The sequence below is a fragment of the Sphingomonas sp. BL-S-25 genome (genome assembly GCF_055521555.1).
Genome location: NZ_CM145486.1, coordinates 695,001 through 715,575 on the forward strand (window position 1 = coordinate 695,001; position 20,575 = coordinate 715,575).

The window sequence follows — 20,575 nt, forward strand, 5'->3', positions numbered from 1 at the left end:
CGCACTCGCCCCGCTCCACCACGGGGAGATGCCGGATCCGCCGCCGCGTCATCAGCGCCAGCGCCGCCAGGATCGATTCGTCGCGCGTCACGGTGATCGCCGGCGCCGTCATCACCTGCGACACGGGCCGGTCCAGCGCAGCCGCGCCGTGCTGCTCGAGGCTATGGATCACGTCGCGCTCGGAAAAAATGCCGGCGACCGCATCGCCGTCCATCACCGGCACCGCGCCGATGCGCCTTTCGGCCAGCAGCGCCACCGCCTCGGCCACGGTCCGATCGCCCGCGATCGAGACCACATCACTGCCCTTCCCGCTCAGGATTGCCGCGATCGTCATCGACCGAACTCCTTTGTCAGTTAGGCGAGGCAAGGTCCCACGAAACGCGCGCAATTGCAAAGACCTGCCTCAGCTCATTCGCGCGGCTCGACCTCGCGATAGCGCAATGTCGCGCTACCATTGGCCGGAACCTCGACGATCCAGAGGTCGCGCCCATTCTTCCGTTGCAATCTCGCCGAAGTCCGCTGGCGCTTGTATCCGTCATCGAGTGTCACATTCCCCTCGAACCGGATCGGATAGGGATTGGCGTTAGTTACGGTGACGAGCTTGTCCTCCCAGCGATCGCCCGAATCGGTCTCCTCGACCTCAAGCTTGATCTGCGGCGCCTGGTCGAGTTCGATCTCGACCTCCTCGTTCACCGCCTTGTCCGCCACGCTCCCCTCGCCGATCAGGACGCGATCCTCGCCGCGCGGCGCGAAGACGGCGACGCCGCCCTGCGGCAATGGCAGCCCTAGCCCCTGCTCCTTCCGGTTCTGCAGGCGCAATACGCGGCGAACCTGCGCCCCGTCATAGACATGGGCGCGATAGAAAGCCTCCACCGGCACCGCCTTGCGATCGAGCATCGCGACCTGCTTCAGGCTTTGCGAGGCAACGGTGGTGCGGTCGGGGATGCGATACAGCTTGAGGTCGCCCAGTTCCTCCTGCCGTGCGATGCTCACTCCGGCGACGACAGTGATGTCGTCAGCCGTTAGGCGCTCCATCGCCATTGGCGCGGGCGGTGCGGGCGGCGCAGGGACGGCAAAAGTCTCCGGCGCCCTTTCCCTCACAAAAGTCGGAAAGCAGCGAAAGCTCAACGACCCTTTGACCGACCGCTCATCGGGCCGCTCACTCTCCCGATTGAGACGGCCGGCAACCACCATCGTCTCGGCATCGACGAAACTGGTCACGTCCGTGTTGGCCAAAGTCACCCAGGCGAACAGGTCGAGCTTCCCGTCTGGCCGCATCGTCGCGACATAATTGGCCTGCCAGTCGAAGCCCCAGGCGAGATAGGACAGGGTCACGGTGACCTGTCGTTCCTCAGTGGATTCGGTCTCGATCGACAGCGTCGGCTTGGCCGACAACCCCGCCGGGACTGAGGGATAGACGATCGTATCGCGCGTCGGTCCGCAATTGACTGCAACGAATCCCTCGCGCGTCTCCAGGATCGAAGCGCTGTCGGCGCCCGACCGGATGATCGCCGGCTCCTCGACCTGGTTGCCATCCTCCGACCGCCGCCGGATCGTGACAGGTCGGCCCAGGCTGCGCTCGTACAGGCTGCGCGGGCTCAGCAGATCGGCGTCGAGATTCTTCTCGCGCACCCCGCTCGGCAGATCGGCGACGATCGCGCTTTCGGGCAGGATGCCTTCCGCGACTCCCTCGAACCGGATCGTCGCGCGCCCGCGCGGAATCGTGATCGTCCGCTTCTCGGTAATCAGCGCATAGCCCTGCAGCCAGCTCAGCTGAAGCTTGCGATCGGCCGAGGCGTTGGGTGCGCGATAGATGGTGACCGCAACCGAATCGGGCGCCGGCGAGGTTACCGGCTGGGCAAACGCAGGCAGCGCCGCGACCAGCGCGGCGACGGCAAGCCCCAAGGCGCGGATCCGCCGCACCGATCGACCGATCAATAGCGCATGAGGAAGGTGGCGGTGACGCTCGCCTCGCCATTGGCGGGCACCTCGACCTTCCACATAACCTCGTCGGACGAGGTCCGCTCGCTCTTCTGGCTCTCGCTTTCGATCCGCGACTCGTCCCACAACAGGTCGAGCCCCGCCTGGGCGAGTTCGACGGTCACCGGCGTCGATCGCGCATTGGTCAGCGTATAGCGCATCGTCGTGCGCCAGCGCGTCGCGCTCAGCCGCTCGCGCTTCTCGACCACCGGGCGCACCTTCACGTCGAACGCCTCGCCGGTCTTCAGCGCCAGGCTCGACCCCATCGGCGTGTGGCCGATCGCGCTCTCGCCGATGAACTGCGGCTGGCCGCGCGCATCGCGCATATAGACGCGTACCGTCCCGGCGGGCAGCGCGTCCCCCAGTCCACTTTCGCGCGCGGACGAGAAGCGCAGCACCGTATCGGCACTCGCCGGTTCCTCGACCGTGCCCAGCCATTGATTGCGATAGAAATAGGCGCGCGCCGCGGGCGTGCCCGTCACGTCCAGGAAGCTCACCTGCTTCTGCTGGGCATTGGCGATCGTCGTCCGTTCGGCCAGCGGATAGACATAGAAGTCGCCCAGCTGCTCGCGATTGGCGGTCTGCGTCCCCGGCCGGTTGCCCGGGATCGTCCGGTTGGGCCGGCCATAGACCTGACGCTGTCCATTGCCGTCCTCGCCCACCGCCCCCGCGACCAGCAATGTGCGGGCATTGTTGAAGGTCGTGCCGCTGGTGTTGTTCAGCGTGATCCAGCCCTGGACATCGATCTTGCCCGCACTTTCGTCGAACAGAGCGACATAATCGGCCTTCCAGCCGAACCCGCGCGACAGATAGTTGAGCGTCACCGGCCGCGCCCCGGCGGTCGCGCTGTCGACCGTCACCGACAGGGTCGGGCGCGCGCGCAGATTGGGCGGCAGCGTCGGGAAGATCACCCGAGTGCTGCTCGGGTCGAGCACCTCGATGCGGTTGCCGATCTGGACGACGGTGCCGTTATTGTTGGCCAGCACCCGCGCTTCCTCGCGCGTTTCGGCCTTGGTCTCGGCATTGGTGCGCACCAGCGTGATGGTGCGGCCGACCGCCTTCTCCATCAGCTTTTGCGGAGTCAGCAGGTCGAAGTCGAAATTCTGCTCGACGATCGTCAGCCCGCCGCCGCTCAGCGTCACCGTCTCGGGCCGGATCGACGCCGACACGTCGGGAAATTCCTGTCGCGTGCGCTGCGCCGGCAGGGTCAGCGTGCGCTTGTCCTGAACCAGTGCCAGGTCGTTATTGTAGATGGTGACCGCGACATCGCCCTGCGCGCTCTGGTCGGGTGCGGGAACCGCGGTCTGCGCCTGCGCCAGAGCGGGCAGCGCAACAAAACCAAGAGCCAGCCAGCGCATATGATCCCTCCCAGTGCGTCTTGAGGTCGTTGGTAGCAGCTTGGCCCGGCGGGGCCAGCGCTTTTGCATCCACATGCGCGCGGCCCTGAAACGAAAACCGCCACCCTCACCGGGGTGAGGATGGCGGCAATCTCGCTTCCGAAACCGGATCGCTCAGGCGGCCGGGGCCTCCGCATCGCGACGGGTGCGGCGGCGCTTCGGCTTTTCCTCGGTCGCAACGTCCGCAGCCGGTTCGGCCTCGACCGTTACGCCCAGCGCCGGCGGCAGGATTGCGGCATCGATGCCGCTCTCGCCCTGCGCTTCGACATCGCGGTCGCGGCGGGTGGTGCGACGACGCGGACGCGGCGCCTCTTCCGCGACCGGCTGCGCTTCGGCAACCACAGGCGTTTCGACTGGCTGGACGATGTCGCTGCCGACGTCGCCAGCCTCGACCGGATAGCCGCCGCCATTCACGCGCGGGCGACGCTCACGGCGCTCGCCACGGTCCTCGCGAGAACCGCGGTCGTCGCGGTTGCCGCGATCCTCACGGGCGCTGCGCTCTTCGCGATTGCCACGATCGTCACGGTTGCCACGGTCCTGGCGCGGAGCGCGCTCTTCTCGGTTGCCGCCTTCGTCGCCGCGCGGCTGATCGTCGCGCTGGCCCTCGGCCTCGAACTCGAAATCATCGTCCTCGTCCGAATCCTCGCGCTGGCGACGCTGCTGATTGCCGTCGTCGAGCCGTGCGCGATTCTCGTTCACCACGCGGAAATAGTGATCGGCGAACTGGAGATAATATTCGGTATTGACCCGATCGCCCTGCAACTGCGCGTCGCGGGCAAGATTCTTGTATTTCTCGAGCAGCTGGGCGGCATTACCGCGGGCGCGGTTATCGATACGACTGCCATTGCCCTGGTTCGGGTTGCCACCCTGGCGCTGCTGACCGCCACGGCCGCGACGGCGCCCGTTGTTCGCCTGACGATTGTTCATCAAGGTCTGTTTGTCCTGTCTTTACAAGGCTGTCCGTCGATCCATCAAGGTCCCGGATGCGTGTTACCGTTCGCGGCGGGCTCCAGCGGAGTCCTCCGGCTGCCATGGCCGCCGGACGGGGCGGCACACATGACTTGGATTGGAGTCGCGCTGTTCAACGACCTGCCTTGCAGCGGATTGGTTGAAAGTGCCCTACCCCGTGCTCGTCTTAGCGGGCGCAGCAACAAGTTCCAAGCCTAAATATGGGCTCGCGGCATCAGATTTCAACTGCGGAGACGACCCGCGGAAGACCGGCGAGATCGCGCGCCACGCTCGCACGAAGACCGGTCTGAGCCACCATCGCCGCGACGGCCTCGGCCTGGGTCGATCCGATCTCGATCACCACGATTCCGCCGGGCGCCAGCAGCCGCGGCAGCTCGGGCACGATGCGGCGATAGTCGTCCAGCCCGTCGCTGCCCGCGAACAGCGCCTCGGCCGGCTCATGCTCGCGCACCTCGGCCGGCAACGCCTCCCGCGTTCCGATATAGGGCGGGTTGGTCAGGATCAGGTCGAATCGCTCGTCGATCCCCTCGCTCCAGTTGCCGGCGCGAAGCTCGGTTCGCGCTGCCATGCCCAGCGCCTCGGCATTGCGCTGCGCATAGTCCAGCGCCGCCTCCGATGCGTCGACGCCCAGCCCCGTCGCGCCCGGCCATTGATCGAGCGCCGCCAGCAACAACGTGCCCGGTCCGGTCCCCAGATCGAGAATCCGCCGCGGCGCCCGGTCGCCGAAATGCGCGACCGACACCTCGATCAGCGTTTCGCTGTCCGCCCGCGGCACCAGCACGCCGGGACCGACCAAAAGCTCGATCGTCCAGAAGGCGCGCCTGCCCGTCAGATAGGCAACCGGCTCATGCCGCAAACGCCGCTCGACCAGCGCCGCAAACCCATCGGGCACCGGATCGCCCAACCGCCCGAGAATCATCGCCTCCCGGCTGACCCCCAACGCATGCGCCATCAGCAATTCGGCATCGAGCCGCGCGGTAGGGCTGACATCTTCGAAGGCATGCGCCGCCTCGGCGATCGCGGAACGTACAGTCACGCGAAACGCCCTCTCCTCTCCAGGAGCCTGCGGCTCCGGGGGAGGGGGACCGCGATGCGCAGCATCGTGGTGGAGGGGGCTGCAACAGACGTGGTGGACCCCCTCCACCAGCCTCCGGCTGGTCCCCCTCCCCCGGATGCGCAGCATCCTGGGGAGGAAAAGGGCACATCCCTATTAGGATGAGCACGCCGCGCACCCCCAACCGTCACCCCGGCCGAAGTGCCGGGGTCCACCGGCAGGCTCATCCCGGACCGGCGGTCGGGCGAAACGGTCGAATCCATCCTCCGGGCAAGCGACGCGCGCGCCTGCAGTCCGGGATGGAGGATGGGTAGACCCCGGCACTTCGACCGGGGTGACGATGCGTCTGGTAACATCACCCGGCGCCCACGATGCGGAACGCTGCCGGGCCTTCGCGCCACTCGCAGCGGCCACACCCCGCCACGCCCTCACCCATCCAGCTGCGCCAGCCGGTCCGCCTCGTCCTGCGCGATCAGCGCGCCGATCAGGTCGTCCATCTCGCCTTCCAGGATTTCGGGCAGGCGGTGCAGCGTCAGGTTGATGCGGTGGTCGGTCACCCGCCCCTGCGGGAAATTATAGGTGCGGATCCGCTCGGACCGGTCGCCCGATCCCACCATCGACGATCGCGCACCGGCACGCTCGGCGTGCAGCCGCTCGCGCTCCAGCTCGTACAGCCGGGTGCGCAACACCTTCAGCGCCTTGGCCTTGTTCTTGTGCTGCGACTTCTCGTCCTGCTGGATCACGACCAGGCCCGAGGGGATATGGACGATGCGCACCGCCGAATCGGTGGTGTTGACCGACTGGCCGCCGGGGCCTGACGATCGATAGATATCGATGCGCAGATCCTTGTCGTCGATCTTCACATCGACTTCCTCGGCCTCGGGCAGCACCGCGACCGTCGCGGCGGAGGTGTGGATGCGCCCGCCCGCCTCGGTCGCCGGCACGCGCTGGACGCGGTGGACGCCGCTTTCGAACTTCAGCCGGGCGAACACGCCCTGGCCGGTCACGCTCAGCACGACTTCCTTGAAACCGCCGGCCTCCGAATCGCTCGCCGAGATCAGTTCGGTGCGCCAGCCGCGTCGATCGGCGTAGCGCTGGTACATGCGCATCAGGTCGCCCGCGAACAGCGCGGCCTCGTCGCCGCCCACGCCGGCGCGGATCTCGAGCATCGCCGCGCGCTCGTCGGCTGCGTCGCGCGGCAGCAGCGCCAGCGCCAGCTTTCGCTCCGCCCCCACCAGCGCTTCGCCATTGGCGTGAAGCTCGTCCGCCGCCATCGCGCGCAGTTCCTCGTCGGCGTCCTGCGTCATCTGCTCGAGCGATTCGACTTCGGCACGCAGGCGCCGGACCTCGCCCGCGGCCTGCGCCACCGGCTCCAGCTCGGCGAATTCCTTCGATACCTGGACGAAGCGCTCGCCGCTCAGGTCGCCGGTCGCCATCAATGCCTGCAACTCGTCGCGCCGCGCCTCGATCGCGGCGATGCGGTCCGCCGGAATCCGGGTCATGACGCCTTCAGTGCAACCGCCAGCTCGGCGAAGGGCACCGCTTTCTGCACGCCCGAGCCCAGCTGCTTCACCGCCGCCTCGCCCTTGGCCAGCTCGTCGTCGCCCAGGATGATGGCGAAGCGCGCACCCAGCGCATCGGCCTTCTGCATCCGCTTCTTCATGTTGCCGCGAAACGCCATGTCGGCTGCCACGCCTGCACGGCGAAGCTCGGCGACCAGGCCCTGCGCGCGCAGGGCAGCCGCCTCGCCCATCGGCACCAGCACCGCGTCGATCGCGGCCGCCGCCGGCTCGTCGAGCAGCATCGCCAGCCGCTCGACGCCCGCCGCCCAGCCCACGCCCGGCGTCTCGAGTCCGCCCAGCGATCCGATCAGCCCGTCATAGCGGCCACCCGCCAGCACGGTGCCTTGCGCGCCCAGCCGGTCGGTGACGAACTCGAATGCGGTGTGGCGATAATAATCCAGCCCGCGCACCAGCCGCGAGTTGCGCGTCCAGGCAACACCCGCCGCATCCAGCCCGTCGGTCACCGCCTTGAAGAAGGCAGCAGCCTCATCCGTCAGGAATGCGTCGATATCGGGCGCGCTGTCGGCGATCGGCCGGTCGCGCGGATCCTTGCTGTCGAGGATGCGCAGCGGGTTCTTCTCCAGCCGCGTCAGGCTGTCCTCGGACAGCGCATCGCGGTGCGCCTCGAAATGCGCAACCAGCGCGGTGCGCCACGCATCGCGCGTCTCGGCATCGCCCAGCGTGTTGAGCTGCAGCGTGACGCCGTCCGAAATGCCCAGGTCGCGCAGCAGCTGGTCGGCCAGCACCAGCAGCTCGACATCGGCGGCCGGCTCGGGCGCGCCCAAAATCTCGGCGTCGATCTGGTGAAACTGGCGATAGCGGCCCTTTTGCGGGCGCTCGTAGCGGAACACCGGACCCGAGGTGACCAGCTTCAACGGCGCATGCTGCTGCCAGCCCTCGGTGATATAGGCGCGGGCGATCCCGGCGGTGAATTCGGGACGCAGCGTGATCGAATCGCCGCCGCGATCCTCGAAGCTGTACATCTCCTTCGACACCACGTCCGACGTCTCGCCCATCGATCGGGCGAAGACGTTGGTCGCCTCGAAGATCGGGATCTCGACCCGCTGGAAGCAATAGAGTTTGCGGACATGGTCGAACCGGTCGAGCACCGTCGCGAAGCGGCGCTGCTCGTCTCCGAAGATGTCCTGGGTGCCGCGGATGCGGTTGGGCGTTTCGATGCGTGCCATTAGGCGCGCGCTCTTAGTGGAGAGCGAGGCGAAGCGCCAGATTCGTCTTCATCCGACCAGCCGCGGCGCCAGGATCTTCATCAGCGCCTCGCATCCCGCCGCATCGCCGGCGTCGAACCGCGAAGGCAGCGGGCTGTCGAGATCCAGCACACCGATCAGAATGCCCTGATGGACGATCGGTACCACCAGCTCCGACCGGCTCGCCGCGTCGCAGGCGATATGGCCGGGAAAGGCATGGACGTCATCGACCAGCTGGGTCTCACGCGTCGCCGCCGCCGCGCCGCACACGCCGCGATCGAACGGGATGCGGATGCACGCCGCCTTGCCCTGGAACGGGCCGAGCACCAGCTCGTCGCCGATATTGCGATAGAAGCCTGCCCAGTTCAGGTCGGGCAGATATTGCCAGATCAGCGCCGACACATTCGCCATGTTGGCGATCGGATCGCTCTCGTCCGCGGTCAGCGAATCGAGTGCGGCGGCAAGCTCGCGATAGAGGTCGGACTTGGAGTCGGCGGCGATGGCGAAGTCGTACATGCCGCCCATGTAGCGACGCGCCTCGCGAAACGGGAGGGGGTCAGTCGACCAGTTTCATCAGCCTGCGCTCGACGGGCGCCAGCACCGGCCCCAGTTCGTGCCCGCGCTTCAGTACCGCGCCATGTTCGCCGACCAGCGCCCACATGCCCTGGCGGTTGCGCAGCGCCGGACGCTTCTCGATCCGGAATTCGGGGCGCTCGGCGGCCCGGCGAAAGGCGGCGAAGACCGCCGCATCGTCGTCGAACTGGATCGCATAGTCGCGCCAATGGCCCGCCGCGACCATCCGGCCATAGAGGTCGAGGATGCGCGTCAGTTCCAGCCGATCGAAGCCGACCTGACCCGGACGACCGATCGGGAGCGGGGTTACCGTTCCCATCTAGCGGATCGCCTCACGCCGAATCGCGCTTGCTCCGGGTGCCGGTCGCCGACTGGCGCTCTTCCAGAACCTCGTCCAGCCGCTTGCGCATCGCCTCCAGCTCGCACCGCATGATCTCCAGCTTCTGCGTCGCCGGATCGAACATCTCGCTGCACGGGGTGCCATAGGGCACGAAATCCTTCTGCCACTTCTCGGCCTCGACCAGCGTCGCCTTGGCCGGGATGCCGACCATCACCGCACCTTCGGGCACATCCTTGGTCACCACGGCATTGGCGCCGATCCGCGCGCGCGGCGCGACGGTGATCGGGCCCAGCACCTGCGCGCCCGATCCGATGATCACGCCGTCCTGGATCGTCGGGTGGCGCTTGCCCGCCACGCCATTGTCGGGGCTCGTCCCGCCCAGCGTCACGCACTGATAGATGGTGACATTGTCGCCGATCGTCGCGGTCTCGCCGATGACGACGAAGCCGTGATCGATGAAGAAATTCTCGCCGATCGTCGCGCCGGGATGGATGTCGATCGCGGTCGTGAACCGCGACCAGTGATTTACGACGCGGGCCAGGAAGAACAGCCGGTTGCGGAAAAGCGCATGGGCGATGCGATGATAGCCGAGCGCCCAGACCCCTGGATAGAGCAGGATTTCCGCACGGGACCGCGGCGCGGGATCGCGCGCCTTGATGGAATCGAGATATGTCACCAGACGACGGAACATGGCCGGGTCCCCTTTATGGGCGTCCACATAATAGCGAAACGGACGAAATTCCAGAACGCCTCACCGATGCTTGTCCGCTCTAAACACGATGTATCTTGTGGGAATAAGCGACGACCGGCATTTCCGTCGTCCGGCCCCGAGCGAAAAAGGGATGTGATTTGGACGGACTGGACCTATCGGCGCTTCCGCTTTTCATTCTGGTCGGCTTCTGCGCGCAGATGGTTGACGGCGCGCTGGGCATGGCTTTCGGCGTCATCTCCAACACCCTGCTGCTCAGCCTTGGGGTGCCGCCGGCGGCGGCCTCTGCCAGCGTGCACATGGTCGAGACGTTCACGACCGCCGCGTCCGGCGTCAGCCACGCCATCCACCGCAACGTAAACTGGAAATTGTTCCTCCGGATCGCGATCCCGGGGATGATCGGGGGCGCGCTCGGCGCCTATGTCCTGTCGAACATCGACGGAAACGTCGCGAAGCCGTTCATCCTCTCCTATCTGATCGCGATCGGCCTGTATCTGCTGTGGCGCAGCATGCACTATCCGCCCAAGGAACGCTCGCCCAAGATCGTCGAACCGCTCGGGCTTGCCGGCGGATTTCTCGATGCAGCCGGAGGGGGCGGCTGGGGGCCGGTCGTGACCAGCAACCTGCTGGTCCAGGGGGCCAGCCCCCGCACCACGATCGGCACGGTCAACACGGCGGAGTTCTTCGTCACCTCGACGATCTCGGCCACCTTTATTACCCATCTCGGCTGGGAAGCGTTCACCACCGCGACGGTCGGTCTGCTGGCAGGCGGCCTGATTGCGGCGCCGTTCGGCGCGATCCTCGCCAAGCGTATCGAGCCCAAGCTGCTGATGCTGCTCGTCGGCATCGTCCTGACCGCAACCAGCCTGTACGGCCTCTACCGCGTTCTCGCCTGAATCTGGCGAAAAGACTTTCAGCACCGTCCTGCCCACCGGCAGGGCGGTGTTTTCGCGTTACGGCGTGCCCGAATTCAGTCGATCGATCAAATCCCGGCCATTGATCGCTTCACTCGATCAATCTATATGGAACGTCCAATTTCCGCATTGCGGCACAAAGTCCTATATGCGGTGCAACACCAACCCAGACCGGAGAAATTCCCGCATGGCTCTCATCGGAAGCACCATCAAGCCGTTCACCGCGACCGCCTTCAAGGAAGGCAAGTTCGTCCAGGTCACCGACGCGGACACGAAGGGCAAGTGGGCGGTTTTCTTCTTCTATCCAGCCGACTTCACCTTCGTCTGCCCGACGGAGCTCGAGGATCTCGCCGACATCTACCCGACCCTGCAGAACATGGGCGTCGAGGTGTATTCGGTCTCGACCGACACGCATTTCAGCCACAAGGCATGGCACGACACCTCGCCGGCGATCGGCAAGATCAACTATTACATGCTGGGCGACCAGAACCACACGCTGGCGACGAACTTCGACGTCCTGCGTGAGGGCCAGGGCCTGGCCGATCGCGGCACCTTCGTCGTCGATCCCGAGGGCGTGATCCAGATCGTCGAGATCACCTCGGAAGGCGTCGGCCGCAATGCGCAGGAACTGCTCCGCAAGATCAAGGCGGCCCAGTATGTTGCAGCGCACCCAGGCGAAGTCTGCCCGGCCAAGTGGGAAGAGGGTGAAGAGACCCTGGCCCCGTCGCTCGACCTCGTCGGCAAGATCTAACCTACCCAGCCCCCTTGGGTAACCATGCGGCCCGGGGTGGATTTCCCTCCGCCCCGGGCCGTTTTGTATCCGAATTCCAGGAGTGTCCCCCGTGCTCGACGCAAATCTGACGCAGCAGCTCAAGGCCTATCTCGTGAACATCCGCGAGCCGATCGAGCTCGTCGCCTCGTTGGGCGACGATGCCAAGTCGCGCGAGATGGAGACGCTGCTGAACGAAATCGCCGCGCTCAGCGAGAAGGTCGCGGTCGTCCGCGCCGATGATGACGCGCGCAAGCCCAGCTTCATGATCCGCCGCGTCGGCACCGACATCGGCGTGCGCTTCGCCGGCCTACCGATGGGCCATGAATTCACCTCGCTCGTGCTCGCCCTGCTCCAGGTCGGCGGCCACCCGTCCAAGGCGGCGCAGGACCTGCTCGACCAGATCCGCGGGATCCAGGGCGACTATGCGTTCGAGACCTATTTCTCTCTGTCGTGCCAGAACTGCCCCGACGTGGTGCAGGCGCTGAACCTGATGGCGGTGCTCAACCCGGGCATTACCCACACCGCGATCGACGGCGCCCTGTTCAAGGACGAGGTCGAGGCGCGCAAGGTGATGGCGGTGCCCACCGTCTACCTGAACGGCGAGCCCTTCGCCTCGGGCCGGATGGAGCTCGAGCAGATCGTCGCGAAGATCGACAGCGGTGCGGAGGCCAAGGCAGCCGCGAAGATCGCCGGCAAGGACCCGTTCGACGTGCTCGTCGTCGGCGGCGGTCCCGCCGGTGCGGCCTCGGCCATCTATGCCGCGCGCAAGGGCATCCGGGTCGGCGTCGCCGCCGAGCGGTTCGGCGGCCAGGTGCTCGACACGATGGGGATCGAGAATTTCATCTCTGTTCCCTATACCGAAGGCCCCAAGCTCGCCGCGCAGCTGGAAAGTCACGTCAATGAAAATGGCGTCGACATCATGAACCTGCAGCGCGCCGACAAGCTGATCCCGGCCCGCGTCCCCGGCGGGCTGCACGAGGTGAAGCTGGCCAACGGCGCCAGTCTGAAGGCGAAGACGATCATCCTGTCGACCGGCGCACGCTGGCGCCAGATGGGCGTGCCCGGCGAGGACCAGTATCGCAACAAGGGCGTCGCCTATTGCCCGCACTGCGACGGCCCGCTGTTCAAAGGCAAGCGCGTGGCGGTCATCGGCGGCGGCAATTCGGGCGTCGAGGCGGCGATCGATCTCGCCGGACTGGTCGCGCATGTCACGCTGATCGAGTATGATGCCGATCTGCGCGCCGACGCGGTGCTTCAGCGCAAGCTGGCCAGCCTGCCCAACGTCAAGATCATCACCTCGGCGCTGACCACCGAGGTGCGCGGCGATGGCGAGAAGGTGATCGGGCTGACCTACAAGGATCGCAATTCGGGCCAGCTCCACGAGGTCGCGCTCGAGGGCATCTTCGTCCAGATCGGCCTGGTGCCCAACACCGAATGGCTCAAGGACGCGATCGCCCTCACCCCGCGCGGTGAGATCGAGATCGATGCGCGCGGCGAAACCTCGCAGCCCGGCATCTTCGCTGCCGGCGACGCGACGACCGTGCCGTACAAGCAGATCGTGATCGCGATGGGTGCCGGCTCGACCGCGGCGCTCTCCGCCTTCGACTATCTGATCCGCCTCCCGACCGAGGAACTGGTCGAGGCGGCTGCCTGACCCCCTGCCACCCCGATCGGATCGAGCCTCACCGGGCTCGGTCCGATCGGGGGAGCGCGGCCTACCCCGTCAGGCCGGGGTGACGTCATCGCCTTCGTCACTATATTGGCGCCATTCCATCGACAGGAACGATCAGTGGCGCAGACCTATCTCCCGACGCTCAAGCAGCTCCAGTATCTCGTGGCGCTCCACGATTCGGGTCATTTCGGTCGCGCCGCCGAAGCCTGCTTCGTCACCCAGTCGACCCTGTCCGCGGGCATTCGCGAGCTGGAGACGCTGATCGGCGTCGTGCTGGTCGAGCGCACCCGGCGTGTCGTCCGCTTCACGCCGCTGGGCGAGCGGATTGTCGAGAAGGCCCGCCGCGTGCTGCGCGAGGCCGACGAACTGGGCGACCTGGCGCGCGCCGCCGGCCGCCCGCTGTCGGGCGAGATGCGGATGAGCGTGATCCCGACGATCGCGCCCTTCCTCCTCCCGCGGATCCTGCCCCGGCTGCGCCGCGACTATCCCGATCTCAAGCTCTTCCTGCGCGAGGAGACCAGCGGCCAGGCGTGCGAATCGCTCAATCATGGCCGCACTGACTGCGTGCTGCTGGCACTTCCCTATGCCTGTGGCGATGTGGAAGCGGCGCCGCTGTTCGACGATGCGCTGTTCGTCGCCTTCCCGCAGGGCGAGATCGCACCCGCCCCGCCGCAGATCCGGCCCGAGGACATCGACGCGACCCGGCTGCTGATGCTCGAGGACGGGCATTGCCTGAAGGACCATGCGCTCGCCGCGTGCAACCGCCCCGAACTGCGCGCCGAGGCGACGATGCTCGGCACGTCGCTCCACACGATGGTGCAGATGGTCGACAACGGCCTGGGCGTCACCATGCTGCCCCAGATGGCGATCGACGCCGGCATTCTCGACCATACCGAGGTCGAGGCCCGCCCGCTCGACGCCGCCAATGCCTCGCGCACCATTGCCCTGGTCTGGCGCAAGGCGAGCCCGCGCGAAAAGGATTTCCGCCTGCTTGCCGACGTGCTTGCGGTCACCGCCTGACCATGGTGCTGCCCGAACCTGCGCGGGTACGCGAATGGACCAAGGTCGACGCGGCGAGGCTGCGCGACGAGATCATCCCCCTCGGACAGCCGGCGATCCTGCGCGGTGCGGCTTCACACTGGCCGGCGGTTGATTCGGCGCGGGATTCACTTGCACTTGCAAGGTATCTGCGCGGGTTCGACCTCGATGTCCCCTGTGACGTCCTCATCGGCGCGCCAGGCGATCTAGGGCGTTTCTTCTACGGTTCGCACTATGGCGTCATGAACTTCCAGCAGCGCCGCGCGACACTCGCCGCGCTGCTCGACCGGCTGGAACAGGCCGCCGCCGAACCCGCCCCGCCGACGCTGGCGGCACAGGCGCTGCCGATCCGCGCGCTGCTGCCCGGCTTTGCCGAGGCAAACCGTCTCGACCTGCTCGACGAAGCGGTCGAGCCGCGGCTGTGGATCGGCAACCGCGTCGTCGTCGCCTGCCACTATGATACGGCGAGCAACATCGCCTGCAACGTCGCAGGTCGCCGCCGCTTCACGCTGTTCCCGCCCGATCAGGTCGGCAACCTCTATATCGGCCCCTATGAATCGACGCCGGCGGGCGCGCCGATCAGCCTGGTCGATTTCGACCAGCCCGACCTCGACCGCTTCCCCGCCTTTGCCGAGGCGATGGCGCATGCCCAGCTCGCCGAACTGGCGCCGGGGGATGCGCTCTACATCCCCTATATGTGGTGGCACCACGTCCGGTCGCTCGACGCGATCAACCTGCTGGTCAATTACTGGTGGAACGAGGCGGAGACCGCGGCATCGCCGGTCGATGCGTTCATGCTCGGCCTGCTCGCGCTGCGCGACCTGCCCGAGGCCGAGCGTGCCGCGTGGCGGGGCATGTTCGAGCGGTTCGTGTTCCGCGCCGATGGCGACCCGATGGCGCACCTCCCGAGCGAGGCGCAAGGACTGCTCGGCCGGCTCGACCCGCAGCAAGCCAAGGCGTTTCGCGCCCGACTGGCCGACTCGCTGGCGCGCTAGCCGGTCCAGCGCTCCGCCGCATCGGTGTCTGCCGCGCGCGGCTCAACCCAGCTGGCGGCCTCGCCGCGCGTCTCGCGCTTCCAGAAAGGGGCGTCGGTCTTGAGCCGGTCGATCAGATAGGCGCAGCTGTCCAGCGCCTCGCGCCGATGCGCCGCCGCCGTCGCGATGAAGACGATATGGTCGCCCGGCACCATCGCCCCGACCCGGTGGACGATCGTCACCGCCAGCAGGTTCCAGCGGGTGAAGGCCTGTTCCGCCATCCCGATCAGCGCAGCCTCGGTCATGCCGGGATAATGTTCGAGGACCAGTTCGGTCACGCCGTCATCGGCGCGGACCGACCCGGTGAAGCTGGCGATGCCGCCCGCCCCCTTCGCCTCCGCCCCGGCAATCTCGGTCGACAGGTCGATCGGCGCCGGCTGGACCGAGACGCGGATCATCCGCCCGTCACCGGCGGGAAGATCGCCACCTCGCGCGCATTGCCCAGTTCGGCATCGAGCGGAACGAAGCGTTGATCGACCGCCGCGCGCAGCCGGGCGGGCTCGGCGAACGCCTCGGCATGCCCAGCACTGCGGGTCGCCAGCCAGTCGATCAGGTCGGCGACGTTGCGCACCGCCTCGGGTGGGTCGACGCTTTCCTGCCCCGTGCCGATCCGCTCGCGCACCCAGGCGAAATAGAGCAGCTCCATCACGTATCCATGTGCTTGAGGCCGAAGCGCAGATAGTCCCAGCCGGTAATGACCGTCAGCACCGCCGCCGCCCACAGCAGCGCGAGCCCCGCCGGATGGACCCAGGTCCAGCCGGGCATGGCGGGCGCGAAGATCAGGAAGCCGAGCGCGCACAGCTGGATCGTGGTCTTCCACTTGGCGAGCTTCGACACCGGCACCGAGACCTGAATGCCGCCCAGAAACTCGCGCAGGCCAGAGACCGCGATTTCGCGCACCAGGATAACCAGCGCAGCGATGACATGAAGGTCAGGAATCACGCCCTTGGCGCACAGCAGCAGGATGACCGCGGCGACCATGATCTTGTCGGCTATGGGATCAAGGAACACGCCCAGCTTCGATACCGTGCCCTGCGCGCGGGCGAGATAGCCGTCGAAATAATCAGTGATGCCCATCAGGCAGTAGATGGCGAATGCGATCGCATAGCCAGCCTCCCACGCAGGCCACCATAGAAAGGCGGCGAGCAACGGTACCGTAACGATCCGCGACAGCGTGAGGATATTGGGCAGAGTGAGCATGGACTGCATCTAGTCTTTTCGTGTGCGGTACGAAAGCGTTGCGGCAGCGATGTTTGTTCCGCGCCGCTGCCATTGTCCGGCGCCGCGGACCGGCCGGGATTTACCGCATTGATGCCGCTTGCCCGCCTCGGCTATGCCCTGCCCTCCTTGCCATTGCCTAGGGGCACGACTCCCGCATGATCACCTCGGTCGGCCTGCTCAAAGAGCGGCGGTTCCTGCCCTTGTTCGTCACCCAGTTCCTGGGCGCGTTCAACGACAATCTCTTCAAGAATGCGATGGTGTTCTTCGCGACCTACGAAATCTTTCGCAGCGTCGAGCAGGAGACCCAGTTCAGCGCGATCGCAACCGGCATCTTCATCCTGCCCTTCTTCCTGTTCTCGGCACTGGCCGGCCAGCTGGCCGACAGTTTCGACAAGGCGCGGATCATGCGCATCATCAAGGCGGCAGAAGTGATGATCATGCTAGTGGGCGCCGCTGGCATCTTCCTGTCCAGCCTGCCGCTGATGCTGGTCGCGCTGGTTGGGATGGGCGTGCACTCGACCTTTTTCGGGCCGATCAAATACGCGATCATCCCGCAGCACATGCAGTCGCACGAGGTGTTGGGCGGCACCGGCCTGGTCGAGGCAGGCACTTATATCGCGATCCTGTGCGGCACGATCGCCGGCGGCCTGCTGGACCCGCATATCGCGGCCTTCGCGGTGGTCGGCGTGGCGATGATCGGCTGGCTGGCCTCGCTCAACATTCCCCCGGCGCCGCCGCTGATCAAACTGAAGATCGATTACAACATCTTCCGCGCCTCCTATCGCCTGATCTCGGCGACGATGCACATCCGCCGCCTGTTCCTGGCGATCATGGCGATCAGCGTGTTCTGGACGATCGCGGCGGTGCTCGCGGTGCTGTTCCCGCCGCTGGTGAAGAATGTGTTCCACGCTCAGAAGGATGTGGCCAGCGTGTTCCTCGGCATCTTCTCGGTCGGGATCGCGATCGGCTCGGTGATCATCAACCGGCTGCTCAAAGGCAATGTCTCTGCGCGCTATTCGCCGGTCTCGGTGCTCGCCATGTCGGTGTTCGTGTTCGACTTCTACTGGAACGCCAGCGGCTGGGGCGCGCCGGGCGGGCCGCTCCAGACCCACCTGACGGCAAACGGCTTGCCGCCGATCGCCGCGCTGGGCGAAGGGGACCTGCTCAAGACGATGGAGTTGCTGAAGGTCCCCGGCGCATGGCGCGTCCTGTTCGACCTGGCGATGATCGCGATCACCGGCGGCATGTTCGTGGTGCCGCTCTACGCCTTCCTGACCACCACCGTCGACAAGTCGCAGACGTCGCGGACGGTTGCCGCCAACAACATCGTCAACTCGGCCTTCATGGTCGCAGGGTCGGTCGGGATCGTCGGCGTGACCAAGGCGGGGGTGAGCGTCAGTAACGCGATCCTGGTCGTCCTGGTCCTGTGCTTCGCCTCGGCCTTTGCCGGATGGCGGCTCTACCGGGCGGAGAATATTCCCCATGGCGAGGAGCATCTGCCCGGCGAAGAGGGCGCCTGAGCGGGCGGCCTTTCAGAGGAGGAAGGTCGCGAAACAGATGAAGAATGCGGCGAAGCTGATCAGGAACAGCCGGGCGTCGCTGTCCTCGTGCCGCTTGCGCTCCATCAGCCGGGCGTGCCGAAGCCTGCGGCGGATCGGATGGCCGCGTGTCGCCGACTCCTGAAGCTGCACCTGCTGCATGGCGTGAGTTAACGCGCCGTTTACGATTTCGACCAACGGAAACACGGTTAACGCCGCTTTTTATCCGCGGCGCTTCGACAGATCAGCTCTTTGGCGCGGGTCCGGTAGAGGCGCGCTTCTTGAGCACATGATCGAGGGTCAGCTGGCGATGCTTGCCGTCCCTGTCGAGCAACAGGTTCGCTGCCGACCAGGCTAGGTCACGGACCGGCTGATGGACGGTGGTCAGCGGCGGCCAGACCGCGCGCGCCAGGTCGGTGTCGTCGAACCCGGCGATCGACAGCGCTTCGGGAACGGCAATGTCGCGCTCATGCGCCACCGCGATCGCACCCGCCGCCATGTCGTCATTCCCTGCGAAGATCGCTGTCGGCGGATGCTCACGCGACAGCAACGACTCAGCAGCCTTGCGCCCGGAGGCAAAGCTATAGTCCCCCTGCACCACCAGCTCGGGGTCATAGGCAACGCCGTGCGCCTCCAATGCGTCGCGATAGCCCTGATGCCGCTCTTCCGACGAGATATGGTTCGGCGGGCCCTTCACGAATGCGATCGCGCGGTGGCCGAGGCCGATCAGATATTCGGTCAACTCGCGCCCCGCCGCCACGTCGTCGATCGCGACCGACAGGGTCGATCCGCGGGCGATGCCCGGTGCGATCCGCACGAACGGAATCTTGCGGCGCTCCAGCTCCTCGATCAACGGCATCGCATCGCTGACCGGCGGAGAGATGATCACTCCGTCGAGATGAGCCTCGTCGATCAGCGCGGTGACCCCCGAGGTCAAATCCTCCGCCTCACTGTCACATGGCTGGTGCAGCAACCGATAGCCCAGCTCGACGCAGCGCTCCTGCGCGCCCGCCTGGATGTGATAGACATAATAAGGGCTGGGATTGTCATAGAGTAACGCGACCTGGAACGATTTTCGCCCCGCAAGCGTGCGCGCAGCATGGCTAGGCCGAAAGTTGAGCGTGGCGACCGCTTCCTCGACCTTGCGCCGTGTTGCCTCGCTGACATGTTTCTCATTGTTCAGCACCCGGCTGACCGTCTTGAAAGAGACGCCGGCGATCTTCGATACTTCCTTGATCGTGGGACGGCCGCTCATCGTCTCTCCTGGCGCGAAACGGTGACTGTTCCGCGGATGTTTCGATCGGTATATGGACGCGGCCGCGGCACCCGCGCAACCCCGTGCAGTCCAACGGTGTCAGGTCCGCTTCCGTCGGCGCTTGTCCGCGGGGTCCCTGCCGGGCACAATCTCGCGGTTCCGTCAGCAAGGACAATGACTTGGCCTGGATCGACAGCATAGCCGATGCGACGCCGCCGGCCGCGCGACGCGAGGCATTGCTGCGTCAGGCATGCGATGCGGCACCACAGGACGCTCGACTTCGCCTCGCCCTGGCGCAGACCCTGTTCGATCTCGGACAGTTCGAAGAAGCGATCGCAGGCGCGGAAGCCGCTCGATCGCTGGACCCGCACGGCTTTGCCGGCTGGCCGATGCTGGCGACCGCCACGCTCCGCGCGTATGGCGCAGAGGCCGCACTCGACCTGTGCGATCGCCGATGGACGGCACCCGACGACGGGCGCTGGCATCTGGTGCGCGGGCGGGCCCTTCAGCGGCTCAAGCGCAGTGGCGACGCCCGCGAGGCGTTGGCGCGCGCGGTCGCGATCGATGATCCGGGCTTTGCCGCGCTGAGGGCGCTGCTCGAATCCTGGGCGGGGGACCAAGAAGCTGCGGCACTGCTGCGCTATTGCGAGACCCGCCCGCCCCACCTGCAGGACAATGCCGCGATCCGTGGCTACCGCGCGCTGGCGCTCAGCATGCTCGGCCGCGGGGAAGCGGCAAATCGGCTGGTCGATCTCGACGCGATGACAACCCGGGTCGCGTTCGAACCGCCGGCCGAGTTTGGCGGGATCGAGGCGTTCAACGCGGCTTTGGCCAACGACATCCTGCGCGACCGGCCAGCTCATGCCCGTCAGACCGATGTCGACGCGAACTATGCAATGCGCATCCGGCACAGTCCCGCGCTCGACGCGCTGCGCGTCTTCATCCGCACCGAGTTGCGCCGTCACGCCGACCGTCATCCCGCCCTAGGCCTGCCCGAGGCGCCCAACCATGCCCGGATCGGCTGTGGCACCGTCGTGTTGCGGCGTCGGGGGCGCAACGGCCAGCACCTCCATGCCAAGGCCTGCCTGACCAGCGTCTATCATGTCTTGGTCCCGGACCTATCGACCCAGTCGGCAAACGCTGGCGCACTGGCGATGGGCGTCTGCGACGAGATTGCGCCCGGCCACCGGGCAAGCTGGGGCGCGCGGCACCTGTCCGCGATGCCGGGCTGGCTCACCATCTTCCCGGCACATATCTTTCACGACGTTGTCGCAACCGGCTCGGATGAGCCTCGGATCGCGGTCGTGGCGGATCTCGACCCGCTTGCGTGAACTATCGCGGC

Annotated in this window: 22 protein-coding genes (1 of these 22 running past the window's edge); 7 read left to right on the forward strand and 15 right to left on the reverse strand. The window is 66.5% G+C overall.

Going from position 1 to position 20,575, the window contains the following annotated elements; all coding sequences use genetic code 11:
- The 10 genes from ACZ1H8_RS03435 to epsC all read right to left on the reverse strand — a co-directional run.
- Positions 1-334, reverse strand: the 5' portion of a protein-coding gene (locus ACZ1H8_RS03435; protein WP_465180000.1) for a CBS domain-containing protein. 95 nt of this gene lie to the left of the window's left edge; only the first 334 of its 429 coding nucleotides appear in the window; it begins with the start codon at positions 332-334; the stop codon falls past the left edge of the window.
- Positions 335-408: 74 nt separating this feature from the next.
- The gene (locus ACZ1H8_RS03440; protein ID WP_465180001.1) at positions 409-1,923 is read right to left on the reverse strand and encodes a DUF4139 domain-containing protein; all 1,515 of its coding nucleotides are present in this window, start codon (positions 1,921-1,923) and stop codon (positions 409-411) included.
- Between the two features lie 11 nt (positions 1,924-1,934).
- Positions 1,935-3,338, reverse strand: coding sequence for a DUF4139 domain-containing protein (locus ACZ1H8_RS03445; protein WP_465180002.1), 1,404 nt, complete (start codon positions 3,336-3,338; stop codon positions 1,935-1,937).
- Positions 3,339-3,491: 153 nt separating this feature from the next.
- The gene (locus ACZ1H8_RS03450; RefSeq protein ID WP_465181326.1) at positions 3,492-4,304 is read right to left on the reverse strand and encodes a DUF4167 domain-containing protein; all 813 of its coding nucleotides are present in this window, start codon (positions 4,302-4,304) and stop codon (positions 3,492-3,494) included.
- 256 nt (positions 4,305-4,560) lie between these two features.
- Positions 4,561-5,382 (reverse strand): peptide chain release factor N(5)-glutamine methyltransferase, encoded by an 822-nt coding sequence (prmC, locus tag ACZ1H8_RS03455; protein ID WP_465180003.1) that lies wholly within the window; start codon positions 5,380-5,382, stop codon positions 4,561-4,563.
- A gap of 446 nt (positions 5,383-5,828) precedes the next feature.
- Positions 5,829-6,902 (reverse strand): peptide chain release factor 1, encoded by a 1,074-nt coding sequence (gene prfA / locus ACZ1H8_RS03460; RefSeq protein ID WP_110149360.1) that lies wholly within the window; start codon positions 6,900-6,902, stop codon positions 5,829-5,831.
- Positions 6,899-8,149, reverse strand: a complete 1,251-nt coding sequence (gene hisS, locus ACZ1H8_RS03465; RefSeq protein ID WP_465180004.1) for a histidine--tRNA ligase — start codon at positions 8,147-8,149, stop codon at positions 6,899-6,901. Before hisS ends, prfA begins: the two co-directional genes overlap by 4 nt.
- A 48-nt stretch (positions 8,150-8,197) precedes the next feature.
- Complete coding sequence (locus ACZ1H8_RS03470; RefSeq protein ID WP_465181327.1) at positions 8,198-8,683, reverse strand: GAF domain-containing protein; 486 nt, start codon at positions 8,681-8,683, stop codon at positions 8,198-8,200.
- A 40-nt stretch (positions 8,684-8,723) separates the two neighbouring features.
- Positions 8,724-9,059 carry a DUF2794 domain-containing protein gene (locus ACZ1H8_RS03475; RefSeq protein ID WP_110149358.1) on the reverse strand — a complete coding sequence of 112 codons (336 nt, stop codon included), beginning with the start codon at positions 9,057-9,059 and terminating at the stop codon, positions 8,724-8,726.
- 13 nt (positions 9,060-9,072) lie between these two features.
- Positions 9,073-9,771, reverse strand: a complete 699-nt coding sequence (epsC, locus tag ACZ1H8_RS03480; protein ID WP_465180005.1) for a serine O-acetyltransferase EpsC — start codon at positions 9,769-9,771, stop codon at positions 9,073-9,075.
- 218 nt (positions 9,772-9,989) lie between these two features.
- On the opposite strand from epsC, the gene ACZ1H8_RS03485 reads away from it, so the two are divergent.
- The 5 genes from ACZ1H8_RS03485 (at position 9,990) to ACZ1H8_RS03505 (ending at position 15,180) form a co-directional block, all read left to right on the forward strand.
- Complete coding sequence (locus tag ACZ1H8_RS03485) at positions 9,990-10,685, forward strand: sulfite exporter TauE/SafE family protein (protein WP_465181328.1); 696 nt, start codon at positions 9,990-9,992, stop codon at positions 10,683-10,685.
- 205 nt (positions 10,686-10,890) lie between these two features.
- Positions 10,891-11,454 carry an alkyl hydroperoxide reductase subunit C gene (ahpC, locus tag ACZ1H8_RS03490; RefSeq protein ID WP_110149356.1) on the forward strand — a complete coding sequence of 188 codons (564 nt, stop codon included), beginning with the start codon at positions 10,891-10,893 and terminating at the stop codon, positions 11,452-11,454.
- Between the two features lie 91 nt (positions 11,455-11,545).
- Positions 11,546-13,129: an alkyl hydroperoxide reductase subunit F gene (gene ahpF / locus ACZ1H8_RS03495; RefSeq protein ID WP_465180006.1), complete on the forward strand. Its 1,584-nt coding sequence runs from the start codon at positions 11,546-11,548 to the stop codon at positions 13,127-13,129.
- Between the two features lie 135 nt (positions 13,130-13,264).
- Positions 13,265-14,167, forward strand: coding sequence for a hydrogen peroxide-inducible genes activator (locus ACZ1H8_RS03500; RefSeq protein WP_110149354.1), 903 nt, complete (start codon positions 13,265-13,267; stop codon positions 14,165-14,167).
- 2 nt (positions 14,168-14,169) lie between these two features.
- Positions 14,170-15,180 (forward strand): cupin-like domain-containing protein, encoded by a 1,011-nt coding sequence (locus tag ACZ1H8_RS03505; RefSeq protein ID WP_465180007.1) that lies wholly within the window; start codon positions 14,170-14,172, stop codon positions 15,178-15,180.
- Here ACZ1H8_RS03505 and ACZ1H8_RS03510 read toward each other — a convergent pair.
- The 3 genes from ACZ1H8_RS03510 to pgsA are packed head-to-tail and all read right to left on the reverse strand — an operon-like array spanning position 15,177 to position 16,419.
- Positions 15,177-15,617 carry a molybdenum cofactor biosynthesis protein MoaE gene (locus ACZ1H8_RS03510; protein WP_465180008.1) on the reverse strand — a complete coding sequence of 147 codons (441 nt, stop codon included), beginning with the start codon at positions 15,615-15,617 and terminating at the stop codon, positions 15,177-15,179. The genes ACZ1H8_RS03505 and ACZ1H8_RS03510 overlap by 4 nt on opposite strands.
- On the reverse strand, positions 15,614-15,865 hold the full coding sequence (moaD, locus tag ACZ1H8_RS03515; protein ID WP_110149351.1) for a molybdopterin converting factor subunit 1: 252 nt from the start codon (positions 15,863-15,865) through the stop codon (positions 15,614-15,616). The genes ACZ1H8_RS03510 and moaD overlap by 4 nt, the downstream gene beginning before the upstream one ends.
- On the reverse strand, positions 15,865-16,419 hold the full coding sequence (gene pgsA / locus ACZ1H8_RS03520) for a CDP-diacylglycerol--glycerol-3-phosphate 3-phosphatidyltransferase (protein ID WP_465180009.1): 555 nt from the start codon (positions 16,417-16,419) through the stop codon (positions 15,865-15,867). The genes moaD and pgsA overlap by 1 nt, the downstream gene beginning before the upstream one ends.
- A 176-nt stretch (positions 16,420-16,595) precedes the next feature.
- Between pgsA and ACZ1H8_RS03525 the strand changes: the two genes are divergently transcribed.
- Positions 16,596-17,960: an MFS transporter gene (locus ACZ1H8_RS03525; protein WP_465180010.1), complete on the forward strand. Its 1,365-nt coding sequence runs from the start codon at positions 16,596-16,598 to the stop codon at positions 17,958-17,960.
- 12 nt (positions 17,961-17,972) lie between these two features.
- Here the strand turns inward: ACZ1H8_RS03525 and ACZ1H8_RS03530 are convergent, their stop codons facing one another.
- Together ACZ1H8_RS03530 and ACZ1H8_RS03535 are read right to left on the reverse strand one after the other, a co-directional pair.
- Positions 17,973-18,185 carry a hypothetical protein gene (locus ACZ1H8_RS03530; RefSeq protein ID WP_465180011.1) on the reverse strand — a complete coding sequence of 71 codons (213 nt, stop codon included), beginning with the start codon at positions 18,183-18,185 and terminating at the stop codon, positions 17,973-17,975.
- A 37-nt stretch (positions 18,186-18,222) separates the two neighbouring features.
- On the reverse strand, positions 18,223-19,233 hold the full coding sequence (locus tag ACZ1H8_RS03535) for a LacI family DNA-binding transcriptional regulator (protein ID WP_465180012.1): 1,011 nt from the start codon (positions 19,231-19,233) through the stop codon (positions 18,223-18,225).
- 179 nt (positions 19,234-19,412) lie between these two features.
- Here ACZ1H8_RS03535 and ACZ1H8_RS03540 point away from each other — a divergent pair, with 179 nt between their 5' ends.
- Positions 19,413-20,564, forward strand: a complete 1,152-nt coding sequence (locus tag ACZ1H8_RS03540; protein ID WP_465180013.1) for a putative 2OG-Fe(II) oxygenase — start codon at positions 19,413-19,415, stop codon at positions 20,562-20,564.
- The last annotated feature ends 11 nt before the right edge of the window (positions 20,565-20,575 follow it).